Raw genomic sequence first — 26,191 nt, 5'->3', positions numbered from 1 at the left:
GATGTCAGAGGTAGCGAGTGGCTCATCCGCCGCACCGGTGATCCGGTTGACGAACGTCGGCAAGAGCTACAAGGGAACCCACGCGCTCGCCGGAGTCGACTTCGATGTCCGCCCGGGCGAGGTCCACGCCGTACTGGGCGAGAACGGTGCCGGGAAGTCGACGATGGTGAAGATCATCTCGGGCGCGGTGGCGCACGACACCGGCACTCTGGAGATCTCCGGGCGGGCACGAACGTTCGCGACACCGCGCGAATCGGTGGAAGCCGGTGTGGCGATGGTCTACCAGGAAGGGTCGCTAGTCGAGTCGATGACGGTCGCCCAGAATCTGTTCATGGGCGACGAGAAAGTGTTCAACAACCTCGGGCACCTCAACGTCATTGCCCGAGAACTACTCGAATCGCACAACTTCCACATCCGACCCGACGTGGCAGCCGGTTCACTCGGGGTAGGCCAAAAGCAGATGGTGGAGATTGCCCGCGCGGTCCATCGAAATGCGAACCTGGTGATCCTCGACGAACCGACCGCATCGGTGACACCCGAGGAACGGCTGCAGTTGTTCATGTCGATGCAGAGTCTCGCGCGGCGCGGGATCGGCGTCATCTTCATCACCCACATTCTCGACGAGGCATTCGAGCAGGCCGATCGCATCACCGTCCTGCGTGACGGCGTAGTCCAGGGGACCCTGACGAAACCGGAGTTCACCCACGACCGGGTGGTCAAGATGATGGTGGGCCGCAACGTCGAGATGGGACGCGTGTCGCCGGGCCGCACACCGGAACCGACGCCGACGCTGCAGGTCGAGGACCTGACACTACTGCCCGCTGTGCGCAACATGGCGTTCTCCGCCTATGCGGGTGAGATCGTAGGCCTCTACGGGCTGGTCGGTGCGGGGCGCAGCGAGGTCGCCATGATCATCAGCGGCATCACGAAGCGTCGTCGCCTCCGCGGTGGCACGGTGCAACTCAACGGAAAACCGGTCCGCTTCCGAACACCGCGGCACGCGCGGCGAGCCGGCATCGTCTACATCACCGAAGATCGCAAAGCCTCCGGCTTCTTCAGCCATCTGACAATCGCGGACAACATCTATCTCGGCCACCTGTGCAGCGCGCTCCGCCTGCCGTTCCTGTTCCGCCCCCGCGTCCGGAAGACGGTGGCGCAGCGGTTCGTCCACCAGTTCGAGGTCCGCACCCTCGCGCCCGAAAAGGCCACCCTCGAGGAGTTGAGCGGCGGAAACCAGCAGAAGGTCGTACTCGCCAAGGGGTTGACCCGCAAGCCGCTGGTCGCGATAATCGACGAGCCCACCCGCGGTGTGGATCTGGGCACGATTCCGGAAATTCACGCGATGATTCGCGCTCTCGCCGACGACGGAGTCGCGGTGGTGGTCATCTCGTCCTACCTGCCCGAGATCCAGTCGCTGTCCGATCGGGTCCTGGTCGCACGCGCGGGCAGCATCGCAGCCGAGTTCTCGCCTGAGGAAGCCGACGAGGAGAGCCTCATGTTCGCGGCGGTGCACTGACGCGCGGCGGTGCACTGACGCGCGGCGCCGCGACCTACGTCACGACACGCGCTCGATGAGATTCACCTTGACGTGGTCCGGTCGTGTGAGGGTGCGGTCGGGCACGAGCTCGACGACCGCTTTGACGCCCAGCGCCGACCGGACCCGCTGCTCGATCGACGACCGCAGGTCGTCCTGCTGCTCGGTACCGAGTCCGTCGGAATACTCCACGACCAGCATGAGCGGCTTCTGCGTCGAATGCCCCTCGAAGTCGACGCGGATCCGCATCTCGCCAGTGGTGGCCGGCGCCAGCTCCGAGACCAATTGCTTGACCGCGGAAGGAAAGAGGTTGATGCCGCGCACGATCAGCATGTCGTCGGTCCGGCCGACGCACCGCACCTTGTACCCGGTACGGCCACATGCGCAGTCGGTGCCGGTGACCACCACGTGGTCGCGGGTGCGGAACCGCAGCAGGGGTGACGCCTGCCTGCGGAGCGCCGTGTACACCAACTCGCCCCGCGCGCCGGCCACGGGCGCGACGATCTCGTCGGTCTCCGGATCGATCAGCTCGGCCACCATCAGGTCCGGGGAGAGGAAGTGCATCCCGTCGCCGGCCTCGCACTCGCCCCAGTAGATGCAGGCGATATCGGTGCCGCCCAGCATCTCCCGTGACGTGGCGCCCCACAACGACTCGAGCTTGCCGCGGACCGCGGGCAGACCGCCACCGGGCTCGCCGCCCACACTGATGGCGCGCACACCCAGATCCCGGGCACGCAGGCCGAGGATCGTCGGTGCCTGCTCGGCCAGATACGCCAGGAAGTTCGGCGTGCCGATCAGCGCATCGGGCCGCTGGTCCGCCTGCACACGCAGGAGTCGCTCCGCGCCCGCCTCCGCGCCGATCGGAATGTCGACGATGCCCATGTACTGTGCCATCTGCACGACGGGGATCCCGCCGACGAAGCCCTTGCTCATCCCGAACCCGTGCAGCAACCGGTCGCCGGGTCGAAAACCGTTGGCGTACAGGGCCCGCGCCCCGAGCTCGGACCAGACGTCGATGTCGCGGCGCGTCAACCCGACGTAGGACGGGCTGCCGGTGGTGCCCGACGACGCCTGGATCTGCACGATGTCGGCGGCCTCGGCCGCGACATGGTTGCCCAGCGGCGGCGTGGCCGCCAGGCTGTCCCGCAGTTCCTGCTTCTCGGTGAACGGCAGGCCCGCGAGGTCCTCCACCGTCCGCACCCGGGTGACGTCGACGGAATGCTCGGCGAACTTCGCCTTGTAGAAGTCGCTGCGGGCGGCGAGGTAGTCGAGTTGCTCGCGCAGCCGCCGGTTCTGCAGATCCGCAGCGTCGCCGGGCGCGAGCGACTCGACCGCGCTCCAGTGCCGTGCCGAATGGGGAACAGCCATGGTGCGATCCCTCTTCCTACTCGAATTCAGACCTGATGGCGTCGGTGTGCGCGCCGAGAGCGGGCACCGCGCCGCTGCGCACCGGCCAGCCTTCGGCCACCGCGGGCGGCAGCAGCGCCGGCACGGGGCCGGACGGGGTACCCACCTCGCGCCACCGTCCGCGCTCGACAAGCTGCGGGTGCTCGGTCAGGTCGCGCACGCTGTTGAGCCGGGCGTTGCCGATCCCCGCGGCGTCCGCCGTCTTCTGGATCTCCGCCAGCGTGTGCTCCGCGCACCACGCCCCCACGACCGCGTCCAGTTCGTCCCGCGCCTCGACGCGATTGTCGTTGTGCGCGTATCGCGGTTCGTCGGCGAGCTCCGGTCGGCCGATCATCTCGGCGAGACGTCGCCACTCGCGGTCGTTGGTCGTCCCGAGCACCGCGGTCTGGTCGTCGGAGGTTGGGTACGCGCCGTAGGGCGCGATCATCGGTGAGCCCATGCCGACCGGCACGGGCTCGGTACCGGCGTGGATCACCTGATTGAGGGCGAACCCCATCATCTCGGCGACGGTGTCGAGCATGGCGATCGGGATGACCGCTCCCCGCCCGGTCCGTTCCCGGTCGTAGAGCGCGGCCAGCACCGCGGAGTACGCGTACAGCGCCGTGCCGACGTCGGCCACCGGGATGCCCGGCTTGGCCGGATGTCCCGGTGCGCCGGTGATGCTGCAGGATCCGCCCTCCGCCTGGATGAGCAGGTCGTACGCCCGCTTGTGGTCGAGGGGACCACCCTTCCCATAGCCGGAGATGTCGACCACGATCAGTCGCGGGAAGTCACGCGAGAGGTCCCGGGTACCGATCCCCAGCCGGTCGAGCGCGCCGGGCGCGAGGTTGCTGACCACGACGTCGGCGGTGGCGAGGATGTTCCGGAAGGTCCCCATGTCGGCTGCGGACTTGAGGTCCAGCGCCGCCGACTCCTTGCCGTGGTTCAGCCACGTGAAGTGTGCGGACATCCCGCCGACCACGGAGTCGTACGCGCGCGTCGAGTCGCCGAAGCCCGGGGCCTCCACCTTGATCACGCGGGCCCCGAGGTCCGCGAGGTGACGCGTGCAGAGCGGCGCCGAGATCGCCTGCTCCAGCCCGACCACGGTGATGCCGGCGAGCGGCCCCTGCGTTTCCTGTTCGGTTCCGGTCACGAGAACTTCGGCTCCCGCTTCTCGCGGTGCGAGGACACACCCTCGACCACGTCGGGACCGCCGAAGCCGTAGAACTCCAGCCCCAGCGACGCGTCGAAGATCGGCATCGCCTGCCGGTACCAGCCGTTGAGGGCCATCTTGGTGCCCTGGATGCCGGCACGGGAGCCGGCGGCCAGCTTCCGCGCGATCTCCATCGCCCGGTCCTGCACCTGGTCGTCGTCGACGCACAGCGAGACCATGCCGATCCGCTCCGCCTCCTCGCCGGTGAGCACCTCGTTGGTGAGCAGGTGGTACTTGGCCTTCGCCATGCTCGTCAGCAGCGGCCAGCAGATGGCTGCGTGGTCGCCGGCTGCGACACCCAGCCGGACGTGGCCGTCGACGATCTTGGTGCGGCGGCCCGCGACGGAAATGTCGGCCAGCAGAGCGGCCACCAGGCCAGCACCGGCAGCCGGTCCGTTGATCGCAGAAATGATCGGCTGCGGGACCTCGATGATGTTGCGCACCAGGTCGCGTGCCTCACGCATCACCCGGGTCCGCGACGAGTAGTCGCCGATCATGGCCTCGACGAGATCGAAGCTGCCTCCTGCCGAGAACGCCCGCTCACCGGCGCCGCGAATGACCACGGCGCGAACCGACTGGTCGAGACCGATCACCGGCCAGATGTCGGCCAGCTCGCGGTGCGCGTCCGGGCCCACCGCGTTGAGGTTCGGCCCGTCCAGCATGATGCGGAGAATGCCTTCTTCCGGGCGGTCTACCTTCACGGACGTGAAGTCCTCGTAGCTGGTCACTGTGCTTCCTTCCTGGAAATTCTCGGGTCGATCGGTGCGCCGGCGGTTCGTCAGTCGCCGAGACCCCACCGCGACGCGACGTCCGTGGTCGCGACGGTGCCCACCCGCGGGATCTCGGGTTCGCGAGCGGGTGTGCCGCTGAAACGCGGCGCGGGCATCGGATGCAGGACACCGCCGACGGTCCGGTACACGCCGCGCTGGGTGTTGTGGGGATCCACCGCGGCCTCGTCGAACGTGAGCACCGGGGTGACGCAGGCATCGGTACCCGCGAACACCTTCTCCCATTCGTCACGGGTGCGGCACTCGACCGCGTCGCCGATGAGCTTGCGCAGATGCGGCCACGCGGCGCGATCGTTCTGGTCGGGCCAGTCGGCGGTATCGACGCCGAGCCGTGACGTGAACTCGCGGTAGAAGTCGGGTTCGAGCGCGCCGACGGCGATGTAGCCGCCTTCCGCGCACCGGTAGGTGTCGTAGAACGGTGCCCCGGAGTCGAGGAAGTTCGTCCCCGGATCGTCCGAGTAGAGGCCCGCGGCGCGCAGGCCCTGCAGCTTGGCGGTCAGTGCCGCGACACCGTCGACCATCGCGGCGTCGATCACCTGCCCCCGCCCCGTGCGGGCGGCGGAGACCAGGGCGCACGCAATGCCGTACGCGCCCATGGCTCCGCCTGCCGCGTAGTCACCGAGGAGGTTGATCGGCGGGCGCGGCGCACTGTCGGACCGTGCCATGGCGTGCAACGCGCCGGACTGCGCGACGTAGTTGATGTCGTGTCCGGCGTCCCGCGAACGGGGCCCCGTCTGTCCGTAGCCGGTCAGCCGCACGTAGACGAGGCGCTCGTTGCGTGCCATCACCTCGTCCGGGCCGAGCCCGAGGCGTTCGGTCACGCCGGGCCGGTATCCCTCGATGAAGATGTCCGCGGCTTCGGCCAGGCGCAGCACACTCTCGCGTCCGGCCGGGTCCTTGAGGTCGACGGCCACCGCGTCGACGCCCCGGTTGACCACGTCGACTTCCTCGGTCAGACCGTCCGTCTGGCTGAGGGCGCGGGCCGTCCGGTTCGGTGGCCGCACCACCCGCACCACGTCGGCTCCCATGTCGGCGAGCAGCATCGAGACGTACGGCACCGGGCCCATTCCCGCGAGCACCAGTGCCCGGACTCCAGCCAGCGGACCGGTCATCGTCACACTCCTTCGTCGGTGGGGCTCAGTACGACCGCGGCAGGCCGAGAACCTGCTGCGAGACGTAGTTGCGCACCATCTCCTGCGAGAACGGCGCGTTGCGCAGGAGTCGCACCTCCCGCCACAGCCGCTCGATGTGGTACTCCTTCGCGTACGCGTAGCCGCCCAGCGTCGAGAACACCCGGTCGCACGCTTCGAAGCCGGCCTCGGCGCCGAGGTACTTCGCTGCCGCGGCCTCGTGCCCGCACTCCTGCTTGTCGTCGAAGAGTTTCGCGGCGTGCATCGCCATGCGCTCGGCGGCCTCGAGACGGATCCACGAGTCCGCGAGCGGGTGAGCGACGGCCTGGTTCTGGCCGATCGGGCGATCGAACACCACCCGGTTCTTGGCGTACTCGGTGCCGATCTCGAGGGCCGCGCGGCCGAGGCCGATGCCCTCCATCGCGACGACGATGCGTTCGGGGTTGAGTCCGTCGATGATGTAGTAGAAGCCCTTGTCGACCTCGCCGACCACGTCCTCGTCGGCCACGAACAGGTTGTCGATGAACAGTTCGTTGGTGTCGATGGCCGCGCGGCCGAGCTTGTCGATCTCGCGGATCGTGACGTGCTTGGGGTCGAGTTCGGCGAAGAAGATCGTCATCCCGTGCAGCGGCTTGTCGTCGCGCCGCGGCGCCGTGCGGGCCAGCAGCAGGATGCGGTGCGCGTTCTGCGCGTTGGTGATGAACACCTTCTGGCCGTTGATGACCCAGCCGCCGTCGACCTTGGTCGCCTTGGTCTTGATGCGGGACGTGTCGACACCGGCGGTCGGCTCGGTGATGCCGAACGCGGTGAGCATCTCACCCGAGGCCAGCTTGGGGAGATACTTCTTCTTCATCTCCTCCGAGCCGTACCGGACGATCGGCGCCGGCGGGAAGACGTAGAAGTGGATCGCCGAGCCACCGCTCATGCCTCCGCCGGAGGACGCGATCTCGCCCATCATCACGGCGGCCTCCTGCAGGCCCAGGCCGATCCCGCCGTACTCCTCCGGGATCATCGCGCCGAGCCAGCCCCCGTCCGCGAAGGCCTTGATGAAATCCCACGGGTATTCGTGCTTGTTGTCCTTGTCGAGCCAGTAGTTGTTGTCGAACTTCCGCGCCAGCTCGCGAGTCGCCTTGCGGACGATCTCGATGTTGCTTTCGGTGTCGAAATCTGCCATCTCAGTACTCCTAGTCTTCGCCCGCGTACACGGGAATGTCCTCGAGCGGCGTCGCCGGGTCGAGCGACGACATGTCGCCGATCGGGGCACCGATGAACCGCGACCGGATGGCGCGGCGCATGATCTTTCCGTTCTTCGTCTTCGGCAGCGTCGGCACCGCATAGACCTCGGGCGCAAAGGATTTGCCCGCGTTCGCCAACGCTGTCGCCTGCAGGTCGTCGTTGTCGACGCCGTCGGCGCGCAGAACCGCGAACGCCACCGCGCGCTGACCGCGCATCTCGTCGGGCACGCCGATCACCGCGACCTCCGTGATCCGGTTGTCACGCAGCAGGGCCGCCTCTATCTCGGCCGGCCCCACGCGGCGCCCGGAAAGCTTGATCGTGTCGTCCGAGCGGCCGTGGATCCGCCACATGCCGGCAGCATCGACGCTCGCGAGGTCGCCATGCACCCAGACCCCGTCCCATCGACTCCAGTAGGTGTCCAGGTAGCGGTCCCGGTCCTGCCAGAACGCGTGCGTCATCCCGGGGAACGTGTTGAGCACCGCGAGTTCGCCGATCTGGCCGACGACGGGCTTGCCGTCCTCGTCGAGGACGGCCGCATCGACGCCGGGCAACGGGCCGGTGAACGCCGCCGGTGCGGCGGGAAGGAACGGGTAGCCGACGAGGATGCCGCCACCGACCTCGGTGCCGCCGCTGTAGTTGACGATCGCGCGCTCTCGCCCGCCGACCTCGTCGAACAGCCAGAACCAGGTCGGCTCGTCCCAGGCCTCGCCGGTGGAGACGAACGTCTTCAGGGTCGGCATCGCCGAAGCGCTGCCGTCGCCCGCCGCCTTGAGTGCGCGTGCCGCCGTCGGCGCGATGCCCTGCACGGTCACGCCGTTACGGTTCACGATCTCCCACATACGATTCGGTGTGGGATGGGTGGGCAGGCCCTCGATCATCACGATGGTCGCGCCGAGCTGCAGCGGGCCGGTCATGAGCATCGGGCCCACGAGCCAACCGAGGTCGGTGATCCAGGAGACCACGTCGTCGGCGTGCACGTCGAAGCCGTAGGCGAAGTCGACCGCGGTCTTGGCCGCGAAACCGCCGTGCGAGTGCACGATTCCCTTCGGCCTGCCCGTGGTGCCGGACGTGTAGACGATGGCCAGCGGGTCGTTCGACTCGGTCTCCGCGGTCGGCACCGGCTCCGGATCGGCTGCCAGTTCGTCGTAGTAGACGTCGCGGCCTTCCCGCATCGGCACGTCGGTTCCCAGGTGCCGGATCACCACGACGGAACGCACCGACGGCGCCTGCGCCAGTGCGGCGTCCGCGGTCGCCTTCATCGCGACGACCTTGTCGCGGCGCGTCGTGCCGTCGGCGGTCACCAGGAGGACGGCGTCCGAATCCTGCAGACGCGTGGCCAGGGCGTCGGGCGCATATCCACTGAACGTGGGCACCGCGACCGCGCCGATCATCGCGATCGCGAGGAACGCCACGGCGGCCTCGGGCACGACCGGCATGAACAGCACCACCCGGTCGCCGCGGCGCACTCCCAGGCCCGCGAGGTGCGCCGCGAATCGGCTCACCTCCGCCGCGAGCTCCGCGAAGGTCAGCGTGCGCCGCTGTCCCCCGTCACCCTCGTAGACCACCGCGGTCTTGCCGGCGAGGTCACCGCGGGCGTGCCGGAGGGCCGCCAGTTCGGCGACGTTGATCCGGCCGCCCGGGAACCATCTCGGGAATTCCTTGCCCTCGGACTCGTCGAGAACCCGGTCGAACGGCACCGAGAACTCGACGTCGAGGTCGGTGAGCGCCTCGCGCCAGAACCACTCGGGATCGGCGACGGCGCGGCGGCCCAGCTCGGTGACGGCGGCGGCGTCGTCGCCGAAGCCCCAGCTCTTCATCGCTGCGAGCAGCCTCGCGCGCTCGCGCACCGCTGGGCCGGGAACCCAGGCCATCTCCTCGGGCTGGCTACTGATGCCCATTTCCGTGTTCTCCTCGTCTGGGGCGGTCGATCGTCCGGTCGGGATGTGCGATCAGGCCTGCGCGTCGGCCGACTTCTTGAGCATCAGGCCGACGCGGGTGGCGTCGCACACGATCTCGTCGCGCTGGTTGATGCCGTAGTGGCGGAAGGTGACGATGCCGGAGTCGTTGCGGCTCTTCGACTCCCGGGCCGACACGATCTCGGTGCGCACATGGATGGTGTCACCGTGGAACACCGGCTTGGGGAACTTGATCGAGTCGAAGCCGAGGTTGCCGAGGGTGGTCCCGTACGTGGTGTCGTGCATCGAGATACCGGCAACAAGGCCGAGGAGGAACAGGCTGTTCACCAGACGCTGCCCGTGGATGGAGTCCTTGCTGTACTCCGCATCCAGGTGGAGCGGCGCCATGTTCAGGGTCATCGTGCTGAACAGGACGTTGTCGGTTTCGGTCACGGTGCGGCGCACCTCGTGATCGATCACCATTCCCGGTGCGAATTCCTCGAAGTACAGACCCGGCATGTGACGTCCCTTTCTCTCGAGCGACGACGAGTGCTCTCGGTCGCTGCAGTTCGTAGCCTCACTCTAAGTGAAATATATTATGCATGCAAGGACGGGATGTTTAGTGCTTGATGTATTGCGCAACCTCCGCCACGCGTGAATAGTATATGATGCATAACACACAGCGTTGATGGTGTGATCTCGACGACAAGACTGAAGGGCACCCTTACGTGAACAACACCGAAGAACACCTCATAACCGACCCCGTGCCCACGAAAGCCCCTCGGTCCGAACCGGAAACCGAACCCAGCAAGCTGACCGCGTGGGGCATCACGGGAATGCTCGTGGTGCTGTACCTCATGAACGCGTCCGACAAGGCCGTGTTCGGCCTCATCGCTCAACCGCTCAGCGAGGACCTCGGGCTCAGCGCGTCACAGATCGGCTTCACCGGCAGCATGTTCTTCCTCGCCTTCAGCTTCGGCGGCTTCTTCGCGGGACCGATCAACAAGGTTCTCGCGCTCCGGTGGTCCATCGCGATCATCGCCGTGCTGTGGGGCGTCGTCATGCTGCCGCTCGTCGTGTGGTCGACATTCGCGGTGCTGCTCGCGAGCCGGATGCTCCTCGGGCTCACCGAGGGGCCCACATCCGGTTTGCTGCACACCGCCGCCTACTCCTGGCATGCGCCCGCCAAGCGGGGGCTCCCGAGCGCGCTCATTATCAGTGGAAGCATGCTGGCCAAGATGGCCGTCGTCCCGATTCTCGCGCTCGTGGTGGCCGAGTACGGGTGGCGCGCAGCAATCATCGTGCTCAGTTGCGCGACCGCGTTCTGGTGCGTCCCGTGGCTGCTGACCTGGCGGCCGGGACCGTATGTCGTTGGCGGGAAGCACACGTCGACGGAAGACACCGACAGCGAGCCGGCGGTCGCTTGGCGGCGTCTGCTCACGTCGAGGACCTTCGTGTCCGCCGTTCTCGTCGCGATGAGCGCCTACGCGCTCATGACCGTCGTGCTCACCTGGCTGCCGTCGTACTTCGAGCAGGGTTTGGGATATTCACGGCTCGAGTCGGGCACCCTGTTCGCTGCGCCGAGCTTCGTCGGGCTCGCGACGCTCGTCGGCGGCTCCTGGCTGAGCGACCGCGGGATCAGCCGCGGCCTGTCGATCCGCCTCGTCCGAGTGGTCGTGCCGTGCGTCGGCGTCATCGTCGCCGGTGTGTTGCTGCTGAGCCTGCCGGCCCTCGGATCTCCGCTCCTTGCGGTCTGCGCGGTGTCGGTGGCGTACGGGCTGGTTGTCGCGGTGTTCCCGCTGCTCAATGCCGCGGTGATCGCGACCTGCCCGCCGCGCCAGACAGCAGGCGTCATCGGCGCCTTCTTCGCGATCCAGGCAATCGGCGGGATCATCGGACCGTGGGCGATGGGGATCGTCGTCGACGCCTCGGCGACGAAGATCGACGGGTACCAGGCGTCGTTCCAATGCCTGGGCATCGTGGGTGCCGTCGTCGCGGTTCTCGCACTGATTCTCGCCGACCCGGCGCGGGATCGCGAACTCCTCCGCGTCACCCGCTGACCCACAGCGATCCGCTGCGAGTCTCCAATTTGTGCCCAGCACTTCTGGCAACCGTCAGAAGTGCTGGGCACAGACGTCTGCCATCCGGTCGGCGATGCTTCGGTCCGGTTGCCCCTTCTCGCCATTCAATATATTATGTTTTTAGTGCCCACATCGGCACGACATACCTCGTCGACGATCGGAGCGTGTTCTGTGAGAACATCGCACGCCGCACCGGATGGCGATGTCACCCCTGAGGAATGGCGCCTGCGTGCGCGGTGCCGTGGCATGGACATCGCCGTCTTCTATCTCGACGACGACAACCCGAAGGCCCAACCTCAGCGCGAGCGCACCGCGAAGAACATTTGCCGGCGGTGCCCGGTGATCACTGAATGCCGTCAGTACGCCATCCATTTCGGCGAACAACACGGAGTGTGGGGCGGATTGACTCCGCGGGAACTCGGCGCTGCCAGAAAATGGAGCCGCTGGCAGAGGAAGCCGGGGTAGGGCTCCACGAGTGCCTACACAGAACCGCGCCGCCCTCGCCAGTCTTAGGCAAGGGCGGCGCAGTGGTTCGGATCCGATCAGCCGACGGTGTTGGGCTGCAATCGGTTCAGGATCGTCGAGATGTCGTCGACGTTCTCGAGGTCGTACACGGCCTCGATGACGGCGTCCGCGTCCGCGTCGCTCACTGCTCCGTCGACGTTGTGGCGGAATTTGGCGATCAGTTCGTCGTCGGTCATGTAGGTGGCCGGGTCGGGGGACGGACTGCCCTTGGGGTAGCCGCGTTCGCCGGAGAACTGGGTGCCGCGCGCGTGGACCTCGATGCGCGATCGGCGTGCGGCCGGGTTGCTCGCCAGTTCCGCGGTGTAGTCGGGGTGTTCCTGAAACGTCGTCTTCGTGGTGAGCTCGAGGACGGACGGATCGAGCACCGCTTCCGGCGTCTGCCAGTCCTTGCCCGGGGGAATCCGGTGGGCGGCGAGGGCAAGGCCGTGGGTCATGCTGAACTGCGCGTCGCGCGGATTGCGGATGGTCTCGTTGACCCACACCGGCTGCATCACGAAGCTCTCGCCCCAGGCATTGATGGCCTCGATCTCGTCGGGCTTGATGTCGTTGACCTCGATGATCTCGGTGAGGGCGTCGAACAGCGCGTGCATGACCCGGCAGTGGGGATACGGCTTGAACGACTGGAACGGGGTGAAGGTCCACTCCGTGCCCAGACCCGCGGTGATCGGCGCCGGCTCCCAGCGTGAGGTCCCGATGAATCGGGAGAAGCCGTACTCGCGGTCGTCGAGCATCTGGCGGTCACCGGTGTGCCCGAGTTCGGCCAGGCTCGCTGCCGTCACGGCCGACAGGGCCATGCCCCCGGCGAGCTGGTATTTGATCGTCGTCGACGGCGCGTGCATCATCCATGCCCGCTGGGTGTTGGTCGGAATCGTCGAGCCCATGATCCCGAGCGCATCGGCCAGCGTGTCGTTGCCGAACCCCTTGACCACGCCGATCGCGGCCGCCGCACCGAACAGTGTGCTGCTGTAGCCGATGACCTTCGGGATGGTGACCACACCGTCTTTGATGTCGCGTAGATAGTCGGTGGCCTTGCCGATGCGGTACGACATCTCGTGCGCCACTGCGATCGACGTGAGCAGCCGTTCGCCCGAGGAGTGCAGAGCTTCTGCCGTCGCCAACGCACCGGGCACGACGTAGGGCGTCACGTGACCGGGCGGCAGTACCGCGTCCTGGTCGAGCGCGTTGACCAACTCGGCGTTGGCGAACGCCGCACCGGGTACCGACGTCTTCGTGCCCGTCCCGATGATCGACGCCGAGCCACCCGACCCGCCGAGGAACCGGCCGTACTCGATGCCCCGGCGCGCGCCCGCGTCGCCGAGCGACGCCACCGCGCAGCCCAGGGTATCCAGCAGAATCCGCTTGGACTCGGCAACCACGTCACCCGGGAGTAATCGTCCCTCGGCGCCGGCGGCGAAATCTGCGAGTTCTTCGACAATTGTTGGCATCAGATTCTTCCTCTTGTTGCTGTGTTGGTGGTGGTGACGTCGGTTCGGTCACACGGGCCACTGAATGTGCTTGACTTCGAAGAACTCACGGAATCCCTCTTCGCCGCCTTCGCGGCCGATTCCGCTGTGTCCGGGTCCGCCCCACGGGGCGTCTCCGCGCATTCCGCCACCGCCGTTGATGGTGACGGTGCCCGAGCGAAGGCGGCGAGCGAACGCAAGTGCGTCGGCGGTGGGACCCCACACGTTGGCGTTGAGGGCGTACTTGACTCCGTTGGCCATGCGGACGGCCTCGTCCAGGTCGGTGTAGGGCATCACCACTCCGACGGGCGCGAAGAGTTCCTCCTGCGCGATCTCCGCGTCGTTCGAGATGCCGGTCACCAGAGTCGGTTCGAGGAAGAAGCCGTCATCGAGGCCCGGCGGCCGGCCCCCACCGACAGGAACCTCGGCGCCCGCCTCTCGGGCGCGCGCCAGGAATCCCTCCACATTTGCACGATGCTCCCCGGTGATCAGCGGTCCCAGGACGGTGTCGGGCCGATGCGGGTCGCCGACCGTGAGGCCACCGAGGAACTTGCCCGACCTCTCGACGTACTCGTCGAAATCGGCCTGAGGCACCAGGGTTCGTGTCGTCGCCCCGCACGCTTGGCCGCTGTTGCGGGTGAAGCGCAACGCGGACGCGGGCACCGCCGTCTCGATGTCGGTGCCGGGCAGCACGATGTTGGGTGATTTGCCGCCGAGCTCGAGGACGACCTTCTTCAGCGTCGGGGCCGCCAAGGTGAGGATCTTGCTGCCGACCGCGGCGGAACCGGTGAACGTCACCAGGTCGACCTCCGGGGCACCGACCACCTGGGCGGTCACACTCGGCGGGCCGAAGACCAGGTTGACCGCGCCCGGCGGGAATCCCGCCTCCTCGATCAACCGCATGATCGCGAACGTCAGCAACACGGCCCTCGGCGAGGTCACCAGGACGGTCGAGCAGCCCGACGCCAGGGCGGGGCCGAGCTTGTACGCACACATCATGACCGGGACGTTGTAGGCGACGACCGCGGCCACCACACCGGCCGGGTCCCGCACCAGCATGCTGCTCGAGACGACCGGGTCGTGATGCAGCGGAAGGGGCTGCTCGTACCCGTCCCGCGGCCCCCGGGCCGCCGCGTCGGCGAACCATCGGAAGAACCTGACGGGCAGATCGACATGCAAGGCCGCCGCGCTGCTGACCGGTGTGCCGATCTCGGTGGCGGCGAGGTCGATGATCTTCTCCCGGTCCCGCTCGAGCAGATCCGCCAGCCGGTGCAGCAAGGCACCACGCTCACCAGGCCCGAGACGGCTCCACTCGCCGTCGTCGAACGCCCGCCGGGCAGCGGACACCGCTGCGGCGACCTGCGCCGGGCTCGCCGCCGGTGTGACGGCCAGTTCCCGGCCGGTCGTCGGGTCGATCGACCGGATCGCCTCCCCCTCACCCGCGATCCGGCGCCCGTCGATGTGGCACTCGGCCTCGACAATCAGTGCGGACATGACAATGAACCTCTGCCTCTCGATCGTGCACGGCGCCCTTCCCGGCACAAGGCCGGGCCAGGACCACCATACTCAATATATTATGTTCACAAGTGGAACTTCCGGTGTTACCCCGCCATGTATCCGCCATCGACGACGAACGAGCCGCCGGTCGCATAGCCGGCGCGATCGGAGAGGAGCCAGCACGCCATCTCCGCGATGTCGTCGGGTCGCGCGAGTGCGCCGAAGGGAATCCGGGACATGATGGTGGATCCGCTGCGGCGCTTGGCATCCTTCATCAAATCGGTGTCGGTATAACCCGGGCACACCGCGTTGATCCGGATGGTCGGCGCGTATTCGATTGCCGCAGTCTTGGTCAGGCCGACGACGCCGTGTTTGGCCGCCGCGTACCCCGCTGTGGTTTTGAATCCGGTGAGACCCGCGAGTGATGCGGTATTCACGATGACGCCCCCACCCTGCGTCACCATCTGCTTCAACTCAGCACGCATACAGAGCCACACGCCCTTGAGGTTCACTGCGATGGCCCGGTCGAATGCTTCCTCGTCCCAATCCGCAACGGATCGACCACCCTGACCGATCTGCCCGCCACTCACTCCCGCATTGTTGAACGCGCCGTCCAGGCTGCCGTAGTGGTCGACGGCCGCGGCGACCATCGCATCCACCGACGCTCCGACCGTGAGGTCGGCGGGAAGCGCGATCGCCTCACCGCCCGCCGCGCGCACAAGGTCAGCCGTCGCCGCGACGCCCTCCTCGGACACATCGGTCGCCGCAACCCGTGCGCCTTCCTTCGCGGCCAACAGCGACGTCGCGCGCCCGATGCCTCCCGCCGCGCCGGTGACGAGTACTACTTTCCCGTCGAGTAATCCTGACATTTTCCGTCCTTCTTCCGAGTAGATGCGTTGATGCCTATCCGACGCGTGAGGCCGGCCAGTCGCGGGCCGGCGAACGCCATGCGGGCCAGTTGTCGTCGGGCTCGGGACGCGTCACCGACACGTGGTGAAAGCAGTCCTGGCACTTCACGACCATGCGGGGGCCGAGGTGGTTGGCGACGGGATAGCGAGCGAGACTCGTTGCGCCGCATGACGGACATTCGCCGTCTACGGTGGTGCGTTCGACGTAGACCCGGTCGGTCTCGGGACGGGGAAACAGGAGCCGGTCGACTGCCATGGGGATGCCTTTCTCAGAGATTCCAGTTGCGGGGGGTGGCCACCGGCACGCTCCAGCGCCCCTGGCCGCGGTCGGCGGTCAGCTGCGCTCGTCGTGCCGATGTGGCGGCCTCGTCGACGTCACCGTTCGCGATCACGACCCCGTGGGCGTCGGCCGCGAACTCGGGGCTGACAAGTCCGCTACGGACGTCCTGCAGCACCTTTCCGGGAATGCGGGCCAGGGGGTCACCCCAGCCGCCGCCACCGCCGATGACGAAGCGGAGCGCATCGCCGGCTTTCAGGACGAGTCCGGAGAACTTGCCGGTCTGGTAGCGCGCCCCGCGCCCGAACTCACCGTTGTCCGGGTCCGGCCGACCCTGATCGTCGAACATGCCGAACAGGGGCTCGGCGCCACGCAGGTCGAGTGGATCACCGTGTTCGGCAAGGTCGAAGTTCTCGATGTACCAGCCGTAGGCCGGCGAGCCGGCGCCACCTCCGTTCGAGCCGGGAGCGCCGCAGCGGACCCGGTCGGCGGTGATGGTGACCATCGTGTCGGACTCGGCGAAGATCGAGTAGACCGAGCCGAGACCGCCGCGGAATTCTCCGGCTCCGGCGGTGTCGATCACCATCTCGTGTTGGACGATGACCAGGGGGCTCTCGATCTCGACATGTTCCTGCACCGACGTCCGGCAGTTGCCGATCGGAATCACGCAGAAGGAGACACCGTCGTCCTTCCACGTGCCGCCCCAGCCGCCACCGGCGAGCGCGAAGGCACCCCATGGTGTGCCTTCGTGGCCCGGGCGGGTATCGATACCGCCGAGGCTGACGACGACGGCAGTGCCTGTGTCACAGGCGAATGCCTCGTCCATCGCCTGGCTCAGGGCCTGCGTGACGACATTGATCCCCCGGGCGCCGATATCTGCGTGGTTGGAGCAACTCGACGGCGGCAGGACCTGCACCACGCTGCCGGACGGCAGCAGAGTCTCGATCGGGCGCAGCGTGCCACTGTTGACCGGTGTCGACGGGTCGACCATCAGCTTGACCGCCTCGATGCAGCGTGAGGCCTCGCACCAGGCGGTGCCACAGTTGCCGAGGGGCTGCCGACCCGAACCGGAGAAGTCGATCTCCATGGAATCTCCGCGCACCTTCACGGTCACGTTGACCGGAATCGGCTCGTCGGAGACGCCGTCCTCGTCGAGGAAGTCCTCGGCGGTGTAATCGCCGTCCGGAATACTCGCGATACCTCGCCGCATGCTGGCCTCGGTGGCCTCGATGGCGAAGCGGCCGGCCGCACGCACCTTCGCCAGGCCCCCGCGGGCGATCAGATCCTGCAGCTGGCGCTCGCCGACCACCAGGCAGCCGTGCAGGGCCCGCAGGTCCCCGAGCACGAGCTGCGGCACCCGGTTGTTCTCGAGGATGAAGTTGAACAGCGGGCGAACCGGAACGTCGTTCGCGTACAGCAACGTCGGCGGCAGCTTCAGCTGCTCCTCGAAGTGCGTCTGGGTGCCGTTGGAGAAGCCGCCCGGGATCGCACCACCGAGATCGACGAGGTGGGACGTCGAATGCAACAGGAACTCCACGCGGCCATCGACGAATACGGGCCGGAGCAGGTTGACGTCGGACTGGTGGATGGTGCCGCGCCACGGGTCGTTGACGAAGATGACGTCACCGGGCTGCATGCTGTCGATGTCCCACTCGTCCATCACGAAGTTCGCAATGTGCGGGGCGGTGAACGCGTGCTGCATGCAGCCCTCCCACAGCGCGACGGTTTCCCAGCCGTCGTCGGTGCGCATGTGAATGGCGCTGGTGCAGTCCAGGATGTCGCGGCAGACCGGGGAGAAGGCGCTGCGCATCAGCGAGTCCAGCATCTCCCGGGCGACCTCGGTGAGGCCGTAGCGGAGGATGTCGAGTTCGACATCGACCGCGGGGCCGGTGTCGGGGGTGGTGATCGTCATGGTCTGCTCCTCAGCTCTGGGGCTCGATGATGAGATTCAGGTCGCCGTCCACGTAGGCCGTCCGGCCCGGAAGGACGAGGGTTGTCGCGAACTTCTCGGCGACGAGGGCGGGGCCCTGCACCCGCTCGAAGGGTTGGAGACGCTCCCGAACGTAGATGGACACCTCGACCTGCTCGGTCGTGCCCGGCAAGGTGAGCTCCGTCGTGCGGAGGAATGCCTCGCCGTCCTCGGGGGTGAGGTCGGTCTTGTGCTGCTCGCGCGGGATGATCGCCGTCACCTCGACCGTCGAGATCACGACAGGAATCTCGGTCGCCGCGAAACCGTATGATTCCCGGTAGAAGTCGTGGAACTGCGGCACCAGATCGGTCACACCGTCGGCAGTGAGAGCGCCGGAATGGATAGGCATGCGGTTGTCCCACGTCTGGCCGCGATACATCGCGAAAACGGCCCGCTCGAAGCGGATGCGACCCACGTCGGCGCCCTGGCTGTCGAGTTCGCCGCGGATGCGGTCCTGCAGTGCGACGAAGGCGGCCTCGATCGCATCGGCGCTCGCGGGTGCGAGCGGGCTCATGATCGACTGCGCCCGGGTGACCATCAGGTCACTGCGGAGCAGCCCCATGGCCGAGAACTGGCCGGGGTTGCGAGGCACGATCACCTTGTCCAGGCCCAGGATCTGCCCGACGCGGTCGGCGAGCATCGGGCCGGCCGACCCCGACGGCTGCAGGGCGAACTCGCGGACATCGAGTCCCCGGTAGACCGAGATCGTGCGGACCTTCGCGGCGATGTCCTCACACGCGACCTCGTAGGCGGCCGAGGCGAGCTCGAGGGCCGACATGCCGAACTGCTCCCCGGTCTTCCGGAGCGCATCGAGCGACGCATCGACGTCGAGCCGAATGGAACCGTTGGCGAACAGGTCCGGCTGGAGGACCCCGAGAGCCGCGCACGCATCGGTGAGCGTGGGCTCGACGCCACCGCGCCGGTAACACACGGGACCGGGATTCGAACCGGCCGAAGCCGGACCGACCGCCACATTGCCGAGCGTGCTGGGCCGGATCAGGCTACCGGCACCCGAGCCGACGCTCTCCACGTCGACCAGCGGCATGGTCAGCGTGAGACCGGTTTCCAGCGTCCACAGATCGGTGAGCGGCGTCTTGCCGTGCACGATCGCCGCCACGTCCGTGCTCGTCCCGCCGACGTCGATGGTGAGCAGGTTCGGCGAACTGCTCTCGTTGGCGAGCTTGACGCTGCCGCTCACGCCACCGACCGGGCCGGAGACCAGCTGGAACACCGGAGCGCGGCCGGCGTCGGCGAATGTCGCGACACCGCCGTTCATCATCATGATCCACAGCGTCCCAGCGTAATTGCGCTCGGACAGCTGGCTCATAAGCCGGTCGAGGTAGCCGACGACGGCCGGGCCCACGTACGCGTCGAGGGCGACGGTCGTGGTGCGCTCGTGTTCCTTGGTCACCGGGTAGAGCGCGGAGGTCTGAATGTAGGCTTCCGGCAACTCTTCTGCGACGATCTCGGCCGCCCGCTGCTCGTGGTCGGGGTTGATGTAGGAGTTCATCAAACACACCGCCACCGACTTCGCGCCCTGGCTCGCGAGGGAGCGTGCAGCGTCGCGGACGGCGTTCTCGTCCAACGGCAACAGCTCGGACCCGTCGTACCGCAGTCGCTCCGGAACGCCGAAGCGCGATTCACGCTGCACGATCGGCCGCTCCTGGTGCGGCCGAAGCCAGGTGGGATCGTAGAACCGGTCACCGAATTCGCGGTGCATGCGACCGATGTCGAGCAGATCCCGGTGACCGCGTGTCGCGATCAGACCGGTGCGCTCGCCGGTGCGGCTGAGCAGGGCGTTGATGCCCACCGTGTGCCCGTGCACGATCTCGGCAACGTCCGGAACCTCGACACCGATCGCCTCGATGCTCAGCAGTACTCCCTCCTCCTGCTGGAGGGTCGACAGCACCTTGCCGTCTCGGGTCTCACCCGTCTTGCGGTTGAGCGCAATGATGTCGGTGAAGGTGCCACCGACATCGATGCCGACAATCCAGTCGGCTGCCCGCTCACTCTGCGTCATATCTCGGCCTCCGTGCTGTGTACTTCAGTGACATGCGCAGTGCATCTGCGCCACGTTTGTGTTGCACGTCACTCTTCCGCACGGAGGGTGCGGGAACATCTGACGAAGGTCGTAGATCCGTACGACCTTCAGCCGACGTCAGCGTTACGTCGTAGTGCGCGTGACGTCGGAATTGCGCAGCCAGATCGACACGGCCTCGGCCCGGTTGGCTGCGCCGAGTTTGCGCAGGATACGGGTGATGTGGGTCTTCACGGTTCCCTCGGAGATGACCAGCCTGCGGGCGATCTTGCCGTTGGAGTCGCCGTCCGCCATGAGTCGTACGATCTGCACCTCGCGGCGGGTGAGCACGGAATCGTCGTCGCGACCGAGCGCGACGGACTTCGCTACCCCGGGGCCGGGTGCCTTGGTCCAGCGTCCGAGGCCGTCCAGTTGGGTACGTACCACCGAAAGCCCCTCGAGCACACTGACTCTCGCCAGGTTTTGACTCATCGCTTCGGCGAACGTCGACAGCAGCGCTTGATCGACACTGGTGAGATTGCGTTGCTGGTGATAGCAATCTCCGTGCACCAGCCCGACGACGTCACCGTCGACCATCAGCGGCGCAATGCCGTACGACGAGGATCTGGTGATCTCGGCCAGCGGGCGGTTGACGCGAGGGTTGTCCTGCACCTCGTGGACAAGCGTTGCGCGAGCACCGACCACGGTGTCGTTCTCGACGAGCATGCGGTCGAGAACCGGCGGATTCTCCCGGCCCACCGCCACGATCTCCTCCGCCCAGCGAGGGTCGCGGACGACGTGCATCGAATGCAACCGCCACGAGCCGTCCACCGTCGACAGCAGGGCGCGATCGAAACCGAGGCTGCATACCGCCTCGGGAGCCCGGGCCAGCAGCGCGTCGACGGTCTGCACGTCGCCGACCTGTGCCAACGCCGACTGAACCTTCGCGAGAATCTCCGCGTGGTCGGCCAGCCCCAACTGCGCCACCGCGGCCTCCGCCTCGCGTATTCGGCCGAGAATCGCCATCAAGGGCGTCAGAACATCGGACGACGGGTCGTGTTGGCCGATCGCACGCGTCATCTCGGCGGTCACGAGGTCCCACAGCCAGCCAAGCGCCTGACTGTGGGACTGTGCGCCGGCCGGCTGCGGACCGCTCAGGTCGCGGTCGAGCAGCACACTCACGTCGTGGGTGAGGTCGGCGATCGCATTGTGCAGCGCCGAGGCGTCCTGCCGGATCGACGTGTTGCGCATACCGCACTCCCATGAAGTCGCTGGCCTACGCACCATGCTAGGCATCCTGGTGAGCCACGTCACGACCGCACGACCTGCGGCGGGCTAGCGGCGCTGCGGCTCCAGCACCTCCGGGACCTCCGACGGTGCGGTCGCGTCACGCGTCACCCGACGGGATTGGTCGAACAGCCCGCCGACGACCACCAGAACCGCGCACCCGATGATCAGGAGCGATACGCCCCACGTCGAGTGGCTGGGCGACATGGTCACCATCGTCAGCGCAAGGATCGGGGCCAGGCCCCCTGCTGCGGCGCCGCTGACCTCCCGGCCGGTGCCGATGCCCGAGGCGCGGACCTCCGTGGGGAACTGCCGTGCCATGTACGGGCTTGCCGCCACCATGATCATCGGTGCCAGGACACCTGTGGTCACGACCATGACACCCCAGATGAGCGGGGAGCGACCGGTGTCGAACAGCCAGAAGGCAGGGAAGGCCATCAGTGCGACCCCGATCGCCGCGCCGATCATGACCTTGCGGGTGTCCACACGGTCGGACAGGCGCCCGATCAGCGGACACGCGATGATCGCCGCGATGCTCGCGAACGTCACCCCGAGGGCGCCGACATTCTTCGCCACACCCTGAAACTCCGTGAGGTAGGACAGTGAGAACGTCTTGAAGGTGTAGGAGAGGGCGGAATACCCGCCGTACACGGCCGCAACCACGAGAAGGCCCCGCCAGTTGCCGCGCACCAGGTCACGCAGAACCTGGAAGCCCTTACGTTGCCGCGCCTCGGTCGCCACCTTCTCGAATTCCTCCGATTCGGGCATCGCGCGGCGAATCCAGTAGCCCACGATCACGATCGCAAAGCTCGCGATGAACGGCACCCGCCATCCCCACGTGTAGAGGGCTTCGTCGTCGAGGCTGGTGACCGCGGCAACAGCGAGTGACGCCGCAAGCAGGCCGATCTGCGCCCCCATCACCGGGTAGGCGCCGTACCGGCCCCTGGTCTTCTCGTCGGCATGCTCGTACGCCACCGTGATTGCGCTGCCCAGTTCGGCACTCGCGCCGAAGCCCTGCAGGATCCGCAGAATGATCAGCAGCGCCGGTGCCGCCACGCCGATCGCGGCATACGACGGCACGAGCCCGATGAGCCCGGACGCGATTCCCATGATCAGCAGGCTGATCGACAGCACCGCCTTGCGCCCGATGCGGTCACCCAGGATTCCGAAGAGGATGCCCCCGAAGGGCCGGGCCAGGAATCCGACCGCGAACGTGGAAAACGCCGCGAGGGTGCTGACCGACGAATTCGCCGACGGGAAGAACACCTTGCCGAAGACGAGCGCCGCCATCGACGCGTAGAGGTAGAAGTCGAACCACTCCAGCGACGTTCCGATGATGACTGCCGCGCCGACCTTTTTCCCGCGCTCGTGGGATCCCCGCCGAACGGATACCTCGCGTTTCTTCGCCACGCGTCAAGTCCTCTCTGATGGTCAGCTTGTCGCGTGAATCTATTATGCATAATCTTTAAAATCAAGTGACGAGGGTCATGGGTGGCGAGTGAGTGAGATGCGCGCCACCCCTCCGGCTGCGGGCGAACACACGGGGAGGGCGGTCGGCACGAACGGTGTCGTTCGAGCCCCTGAGGAATGGCTAGGCCGACTCGGCGCTTTCGCGCTCGGCGGCCGCCAGCACGGCCCCGACGACCAGATCGTAGATCGTCCGACGATCGATGCCAGTCAGCTCCGTGATGTGGGCACGGGCCGTCGGGTACTCACCGTCGGGAAGATGGGCGTAGATGCGCGTCCATGACGCGGCGTCCTTCGCCTGGATCTCGGGGTCCAGGGTGGCGAGTACGGCGACCTGCCCGGCGAGCCCGAGCGTGGCGTCGGCAAATGCCCGGTAGTACCGGACCGTGGCTTCGCGTGACAGGCCCGACCGCGCGAACGTCTCGAGGATCAGCTCGACCATTCGGCGCTCTGCCGGACCGCCCGTCGTGCGGGCGAACGTCAGCGCCGCGATGGCAGGAGAGCGGACCGCGGTCACCCAGATCCGATCGGCGATGCGCCGCAACGTGTCCTGCCAGTGCTCGTCTTCGGGCACCTCTCCGATCTCCGCAAGCTCGACCGCGGTCGCGTGGTCGTAGACGGCCAGTAGTAACTCGTCCTTGTCGCGGAACAGCCGGTACAGCGTCGTCGCATCGACCTTCAGTTCCTCGCCGAGGCGACGCATCGTCAGCCCCGCGGCGCCGTCGCGCTGAGCGAGTTCGAACGCGGCCTTCACCGCGGCTTCCTGCTGCAGCCCCTTGCGTTCGCGCCGCGTCGCCCGCCCCGGCGTTGTGGCGCGAGCGGTGTCCTTCGCCATCCTGCTCCCCTCGATCCCTCGACCGATCCACCGTAGCAAAACAGCACCTGCACACCGCGCTACCCACAAAGTTGTCAACAGCGTTGACAACGCCGTTGCAGCAGAGTTTAGTGGTCGTCGCCACAGCACTACTTCAAGGAGTTCGCATGACGGAATCGCGGGTCGCGACAGCGACTGACGAACCACAGTTGACGCCGCGACTGACACTTCCGTCAGTGGTGGCGTTCGGGTTGTCCTACATGGCACCCAGCCTGGTCATGATCATCTTCGGCGTCATCGCGGTCGTCAGTGCCGGCACGGCGCCCACGGCGTTCCTGGTCGCGACCGGGGCGATGCTGCTCACCGCACTGAGCTACGCACGGCTGGCGCGCATCTACCCGGTCTCGGGTTCGGCGTACTTCTATGCGCGCCGCAACCTCGGGTCGGCGGCCGGGTTCCTGGTCGGTTGGGCGATCCTGTTGGACTACCTGTTCTTGCCGATGGTCGCGTGGCTGGCGCAGTCGATCCTGCTCAACGCACAGTTCCCGTCGGTTCCGATCTGGCTGTGGATGTTGATCAACGCCGGCTTGACGACGGCGATCAACGTCATCGGGATCGCACTCGCCGATCGCCTCAACCGGCTGCTGCTCGCCGTCTCCACCTTCTTGGTACTGCTCTTCTTCGCGTACTGCATCAAGTTCCTCGTCGGCAGTCCCGTCGCCTCCTACACCGAGCCGTTCTGGAACTCCAACAGCACGGTCGCCGGCATCTCCGCGGCAGCGGCGATCGCGGCATACTCGTTTCTCGGTTTCGACGCGGTAACCACACTCGCCGAGGAGACCAAGGACGCCGCGCGAAACATCCCGCGGGCCATCATCTGGATCGTCTCGATCGGCGGCGTCATCTTCTTCGCCGTGGCATATGTCATGCAGCTCGTCCACCCCGGCGACATCTTCGACGATGCGCAGGCCGCGTCGTACGCGATGTCGGTGCAGGTCGGTGGTCAGTTCTTCGCAGATTGGACCAACCTCGCCGGAATCATCGCCGGATCGGCATCCTGCCTCGCCGTCCAGCTCAGCTCGAGCCGTCTACTGTTCATCATGGGCCGCGACGGCGTGCTTCCCCGCCGATTGTTCGGAAAGCTCAACGGCCGCACCCAGACTCCCGTGTTCTGCGTGCTCGTCACGGGCAGCATGTGCTTCCTCGGTATGAACATGCCGCTCGAGACCGCGACGGGATTCATCAACTTCGGCGCGTTCACGGCCTTCACCGCAGTCAACCTCTGCGTCATCGTGTACTACCTGCGAAACTACGCCACACGGCAGTTGAGTCCAGTCCGCTTCGTGGTCTTGCCGCTCGTCGGCGCCGCGGTGACGCTGTACATGATCACCCAGCTCAGCGAGCATGCACTGATCTCCGGAATCTCCTGGTTGGCAATCGGAATCGTCTACCTCGTCTGGCTCACACGCGGCTTCCGCCGGCCGACACCCGAAATGAGCTTTACCCACGAGCAGGCGGTCATTGTCGCCGCCGGACAGAGCAGCGAGGCAGTGAAATGATCGATACCAAGTCGTTTGTCAGCCTTGCTGATTGGCAGAGCCCACCGGCCAACCGGTACACCTTCGGCCGAATGCGGCAAGTCGTGCCGACCGCACGGGTCGCTGCCGGATCGGAGCCACTGCGACTCACCGACGGCGACCCGCTCGATCTCGACCTCCCCGTCGGCACCGAGACCCTCCGTTCGGTGCTCGACCGCACCTACACCGACGGGTTCATGGTTCTTCACAACGGCACCGTGCGCGCCGAGTTGTATCCCGGAGACCTCGAACCCGGCCGGACGCACATGCTGTTCTCGGTCAGCAAATCAATCGTCGGAACCGTTGCCGCGAACTTGATCGCATCCGGTCTGCTGGACCCCGACGCAGCGCTCACCGAGTACATTCCGGAGCTCGCGAACTCCGGCTACGCGGGTGCCACCGTGCGCCACATCCTCGACATGCGTTCCGGCATCCGATTCTCCGAAGAATACCTGGAACCGGGCGCCGAGGTGCGGTTCCTCGATCAGGCCGTGGGCTGGATTCCGCAGGTCGACGATTGGGTGCCGCAGTCGCTCTACCAGTTCCTTCCGATGCTGAAAGCGGCTCGCCCCCACGGCGGCCCTTTCGAATACCGATCGTGCGAAACGGATGTACTCGGCTGGGTATGCGAACGCGCCGCCGCCGATCGTATGCCGGCACTGCTGTCGCGGCTCGTGTGGTCGAAGTTCGCCGCCGACGACATGGACGCCGGGGTCGACCGTGCCGGAGCCGTTTTCGCGGACGGTGGCCTCGCCGCGACGCTCCGGGACGTTGCGCGATTCGGTGAGATGATCCGCCGCGGCGGACGCCTCGGCACCGAACAGGTCGTGCCGCTGCACTGGATCGATGATTCCCTGCGTGGCGCGCCGGATTCGCATGAGGCATATTCTCATTCGCCGACCGGAACACCGTTCCCGGGCGGAATGTACCGCAATCAGTTCTGGATTCCCCACCCCGACCGGCGTGTGTTGTTGTGTCTGGGCATCTACGGTCAGTACATCTACATCGACATCGACCGGGGCGTCGTCGTCGTGAAGCTGTCATCCTGCCCGACACCGGTGAACGACGAACTGGACAACGCCGCATTCGCCGCGGCCGAGGCCGTCGCCGCAGCGTTGACCTGAACG

At 66.9% G+C, this 26,191-nt stretch carries 20 protein-coding genes and 1 pseudogene; 5 read left to right on the top strand and 16 right to left on the bottom strand.

What is annotated here, in order from left to right; all coding sequences use genetic code 11:
* The first annotated feature begins 1 nt into the window (after nucleotide 1).
* The gene (locus tag WKC72_RS07270; protein WP_370182170.1) at nucleotides 2-1,516 is read left to right on the top strand and encodes a sugar ABC transporter ATP-binding protein; all 1,515 of its coding nucleotides are present in this window, start codon (nucleotides 2-4) and stop codon (nucleotides 1,514-1,516) included.
* Between the two features lie 39 nt (nucleotides 1,517-1,555).
* Here the strand turns inward: WKC72_RS07270 and WKC72_RS07265 are convergent, their stop codons facing one another.
* The 7 genes and pseudogenes from WKC72_RS07265 to WKC72_RS07235 all read right to left on the bottom strand — a co-directional run.
* Nucleotides 1,556-2,902, bottom strand: a complete 1,347-nt coding sequence (locus tag WKC72_RS07265) for a phenylacetate--CoA ligase family protein (protein WP_370182169.1) — start codon at nucleotides 2,900-2,902, stop codon at nucleotides 1,556-1,558.
* 16 nt (nucleotides 2,903-2,918) lie between these two features.
* The gene (locus WKC72_RS07260) at nucleotides 2,919-4,073 is read right to left on the bottom strand and encodes a CaiB/BaiF CoA transferase family protein (RefSeq protein WP_370182168.1); all 1,155 of its coding nucleotides are present in this window, start codon (nucleotides 4,071-4,073) and stop codon (nucleotides 2,919-2,921) included.
* Nucleotides 4,070-4,861: an enoyl-CoA hydratase/isomerase family protein gene (locus WKC72_RS07255; RefSeq protein WP_009475371.1), complete on the bottom strand. Its 792-nt coding sequence runs from the start codon at nucleotides 4,859-4,861 to the stop codon at nucleotides 4,070-4,072. Before WKC72_RS07255 ends, WKC72_RS07260 begins: the two co-directional genes overlap by 4 nt.
* Nucleotides 4,862-4,911: 50 nt before the next feature.
* Nucleotides 4,912-6,033 carry a CaiB/BaiF CoA-transferase family protein gene (locus WKC72_RS07250; RefSeq protein ID WP_037229970.1) on the bottom strand — a complete coding sequence of 374 codons (1,122 nt, stop codon included), beginning with the start codon at nucleotides 6,031-6,033 and terminating at the stop codon, nucleotides 4,912-4,914.
* Between the two features lie 25 nt (nucleotides 6,034-6,058).
* Nucleotides 6,059-7,225, bottom strand: coding sequence for an acyl-CoA dehydrogenase family protein (locus WKC72_RS07245; protein ID WP_005250148.1), 1,167 nt, complete (start codon nucleotides 7,223-7,225; stop codon nucleotides 6,059-6,061).
* Nucleotides 7,226-7,235: 10 nt separating this feature from the next.
* Nucleotides 7,236-9,185: an AMP-binding protein gene (locus WKC72_RS07240; protein WP_370182167.1), complete on the bottom strand. Its 1,950-nt coding sequence runs from the start codon at nucleotides 9,183-9,185 to the stop codon at nucleotides 7,236-7,238.
* Between the two features lie 51 nt (nucleotides 9,186-9,236).
* Nucleotides 9,237-9,728 (bottom strand): annotated as a pseudogene (locus WKC72_RS07235) (MaoC family dehydratase); the annotation flags it as partial.
* Between the two features lie 218 nt (nucleotides 9,729-9,946).
* Between WKC72_RS07235 and WKC72_RS07230 the strand changes: the two are divergent.
* Nucleotides 9,947-11,242, top strand: a complete 1,296-nt coding sequence (locus WKC72_RS07230; RefSeq protein WP_370182166.1) for an MFS transporter — start codon at nucleotides 9,947-9,949, stop codon at nucleotides 11,240-11,242.
* 135 nt (nucleotides 11,243-11,377) lie between these two features.
* Nucleotides 11,378-11,728: a WhiB family transcriptional regulator gene (locus WKC72_RS07225; protein WP_083849743.1), complete on the top strand. Its 351-nt coding sequence runs from the start codon at nucleotides 11,378-11,380 to the stop codon at nucleotides 11,726-11,728.
* A 77-nt stretch (nucleotides 11,729-11,805) separates the two neighbouring features.
* Here WKC72_RS07225 and WKC72_RS07220 read toward each other — a convergent pair whose 3' ends face one another.
* From WKC72_RS07220 to WKC72_RS07180, 9 genes are all read right to left on the bottom strand, one after another.
* Nucleotides 11,806-13,233 (bottom strand): MmgE/PrpD family protein, encoded by a 1,428-nt coding sequence (locus WKC72_RS07220; protein ID WP_370182165.1) that lies wholly within the window; start codon nucleotides 13,231-13,233, stop codon nucleotides 11,806-11,808.
* Nucleotides 13,234-13,281: 48 nt separating this feature from the next.
* A complete protein-coding gene (locus tag WKC72_RS07215; RefSeq protein WP_370182164.1) occupies nucleotides 13,282-14,745 on the bottom strand; it encodes an aldehyde dehydrogenase family protein in 1,464 nt (487 codons plus the stop codon).
* Nucleotides 14,746-14,852: 107 nt separating this feature from the next.
* The gene (locus WKC72_RS07210; RefSeq protein WP_370182163.1) at nucleotides 14,853-15,617 is read right to left on the bottom strand and encodes an SDR family NAD(P)-dependent oxidoreductase; all 765 of its coding nucleotides are present in this window, start codon (nucleotides 15,615-15,617) and stop codon (nucleotides 14,853-14,855) included.
* Between the two features lie 34 nt (nucleotides 15,618-15,651).
* The gene (locus WKC72_RS07205; RefSeq protein ID WP_370182162.1) at nucleotides 15,652-15,912 is read right to left on the bottom strand and encodes a hypothetical protein; all 261 of its coding nucleotides are present in this window, start codon (nucleotides 15,910-15,912) and stop codon (nucleotides 15,652-15,654) included.
* Nucleotides 15,913-15,925: 13 nt separating this feature from the next.
* Nucleotides 15,926-17,845: a hydantoinase B/oxoprolinase family protein gene (locus WKC72_RS07200; protein WP_268789130.1), complete on the bottom strand. Its 1,920-nt coding sequence runs from the start codon at nucleotides 17,843-17,845 to the stop codon at nucleotides 15,926-15,928.
* 10 nt (nucleotides 17,846-17,855) lie between these two features.
* Nucleotides 17,856-19,922, bottom strand: coding sequence for a hydantoinase/oxoprolinase family protein (locus WKC72_RS07195; protein ID WP_370182161.1), 2,067 nt, complete (start codon nucleotides 19,920-19,922; stop codon nucleotides 17,856-17,858).
* A gap of 144 nt (nucleotides 19,923-20,066) precedes the next feature.
* Complete coding sequence (locus tag WKC72_RS07190; protein ID WP_128640897.1) at nucleotides 20,067-21,170, bottom strand: LuxR C-terminal-related transcriptional regulator; 1,104 nt, start codon at nucleotides 21,168-21,170, stop codon at nucleotides 20,067-20,069.
* Between the two features lie 84 nt (nucleotides 21,171-21,254).
* Entirely contained in the window at nucleotides 21,255-22,616 is a 1,362-nt protein-coding gene (locus WKC72_RS07185; protein WP_370182160.1) for an MFS transporter, read from the bottom strand.
* 181 nt (nucleotides 22,617-22,797) lie between these two features.
* Nucleotides 22,798-23,508, bottom strand: coding sequence for a TetR/AcrR family transcriptional regulator (locus WKC72_RS07180; protein WP_370182159.1), 711 nt, complete (start codon nucleotides 23,506-23,508; stop codon nucleotides 22,798-22,800).
* Between the two features lie 146 nt (nucleotides 23,509-23,654).
* Between WKC72_RS07180 and WKC72_RS07175 the strand changes: the two genes are divergently transcribed.
* Both WKC72_RS07175 and WKC72_RS07170 read left to right on the top strand, forming a co-directional pair.
* Nucleotides 23,655-25,046, top strand: a complete 1,392-nt coding sequence (locus WKC72_RS07175; protein ID WP_370182158.1) for an APC family permease — start codon at nucleotides 23,655-23,657, stop codon at nucleotides 25,044-25,046.
* A complete protein-coding gene (locus WKC72_RS07170) occupies nucleotides 25,043-26,188 on the top strand; it encodes a serine hydrolase domain-containing protein (protein ID WP_370182157.1) in 1,146 nt (381 codons plus the stop codon). Before WKC72_RS07175 ends, WKC72_RS07170 begins: the two co-directional genes overlap by 4 nt.
* Nucleotides 26,189-26,191 lie beyond the last annotated feature (3 nt).

It is taken from the genome of Rhodococcus wratislaviensis (genome assembly GCF_041228765.1).
Classification (GTDB): Bacteria; Actinomycetota; Actinomycetes; order Mycobacteriales; family Mycobacteriaceae; genus Rhodococcus_F; species Rhodococcus_F wratislaviensis.
The sequence above is the reverse complement of the archived record's forward strand: the minus strand, read 5'-3'. Positions and strand labels throughout refer to the sequence as shown.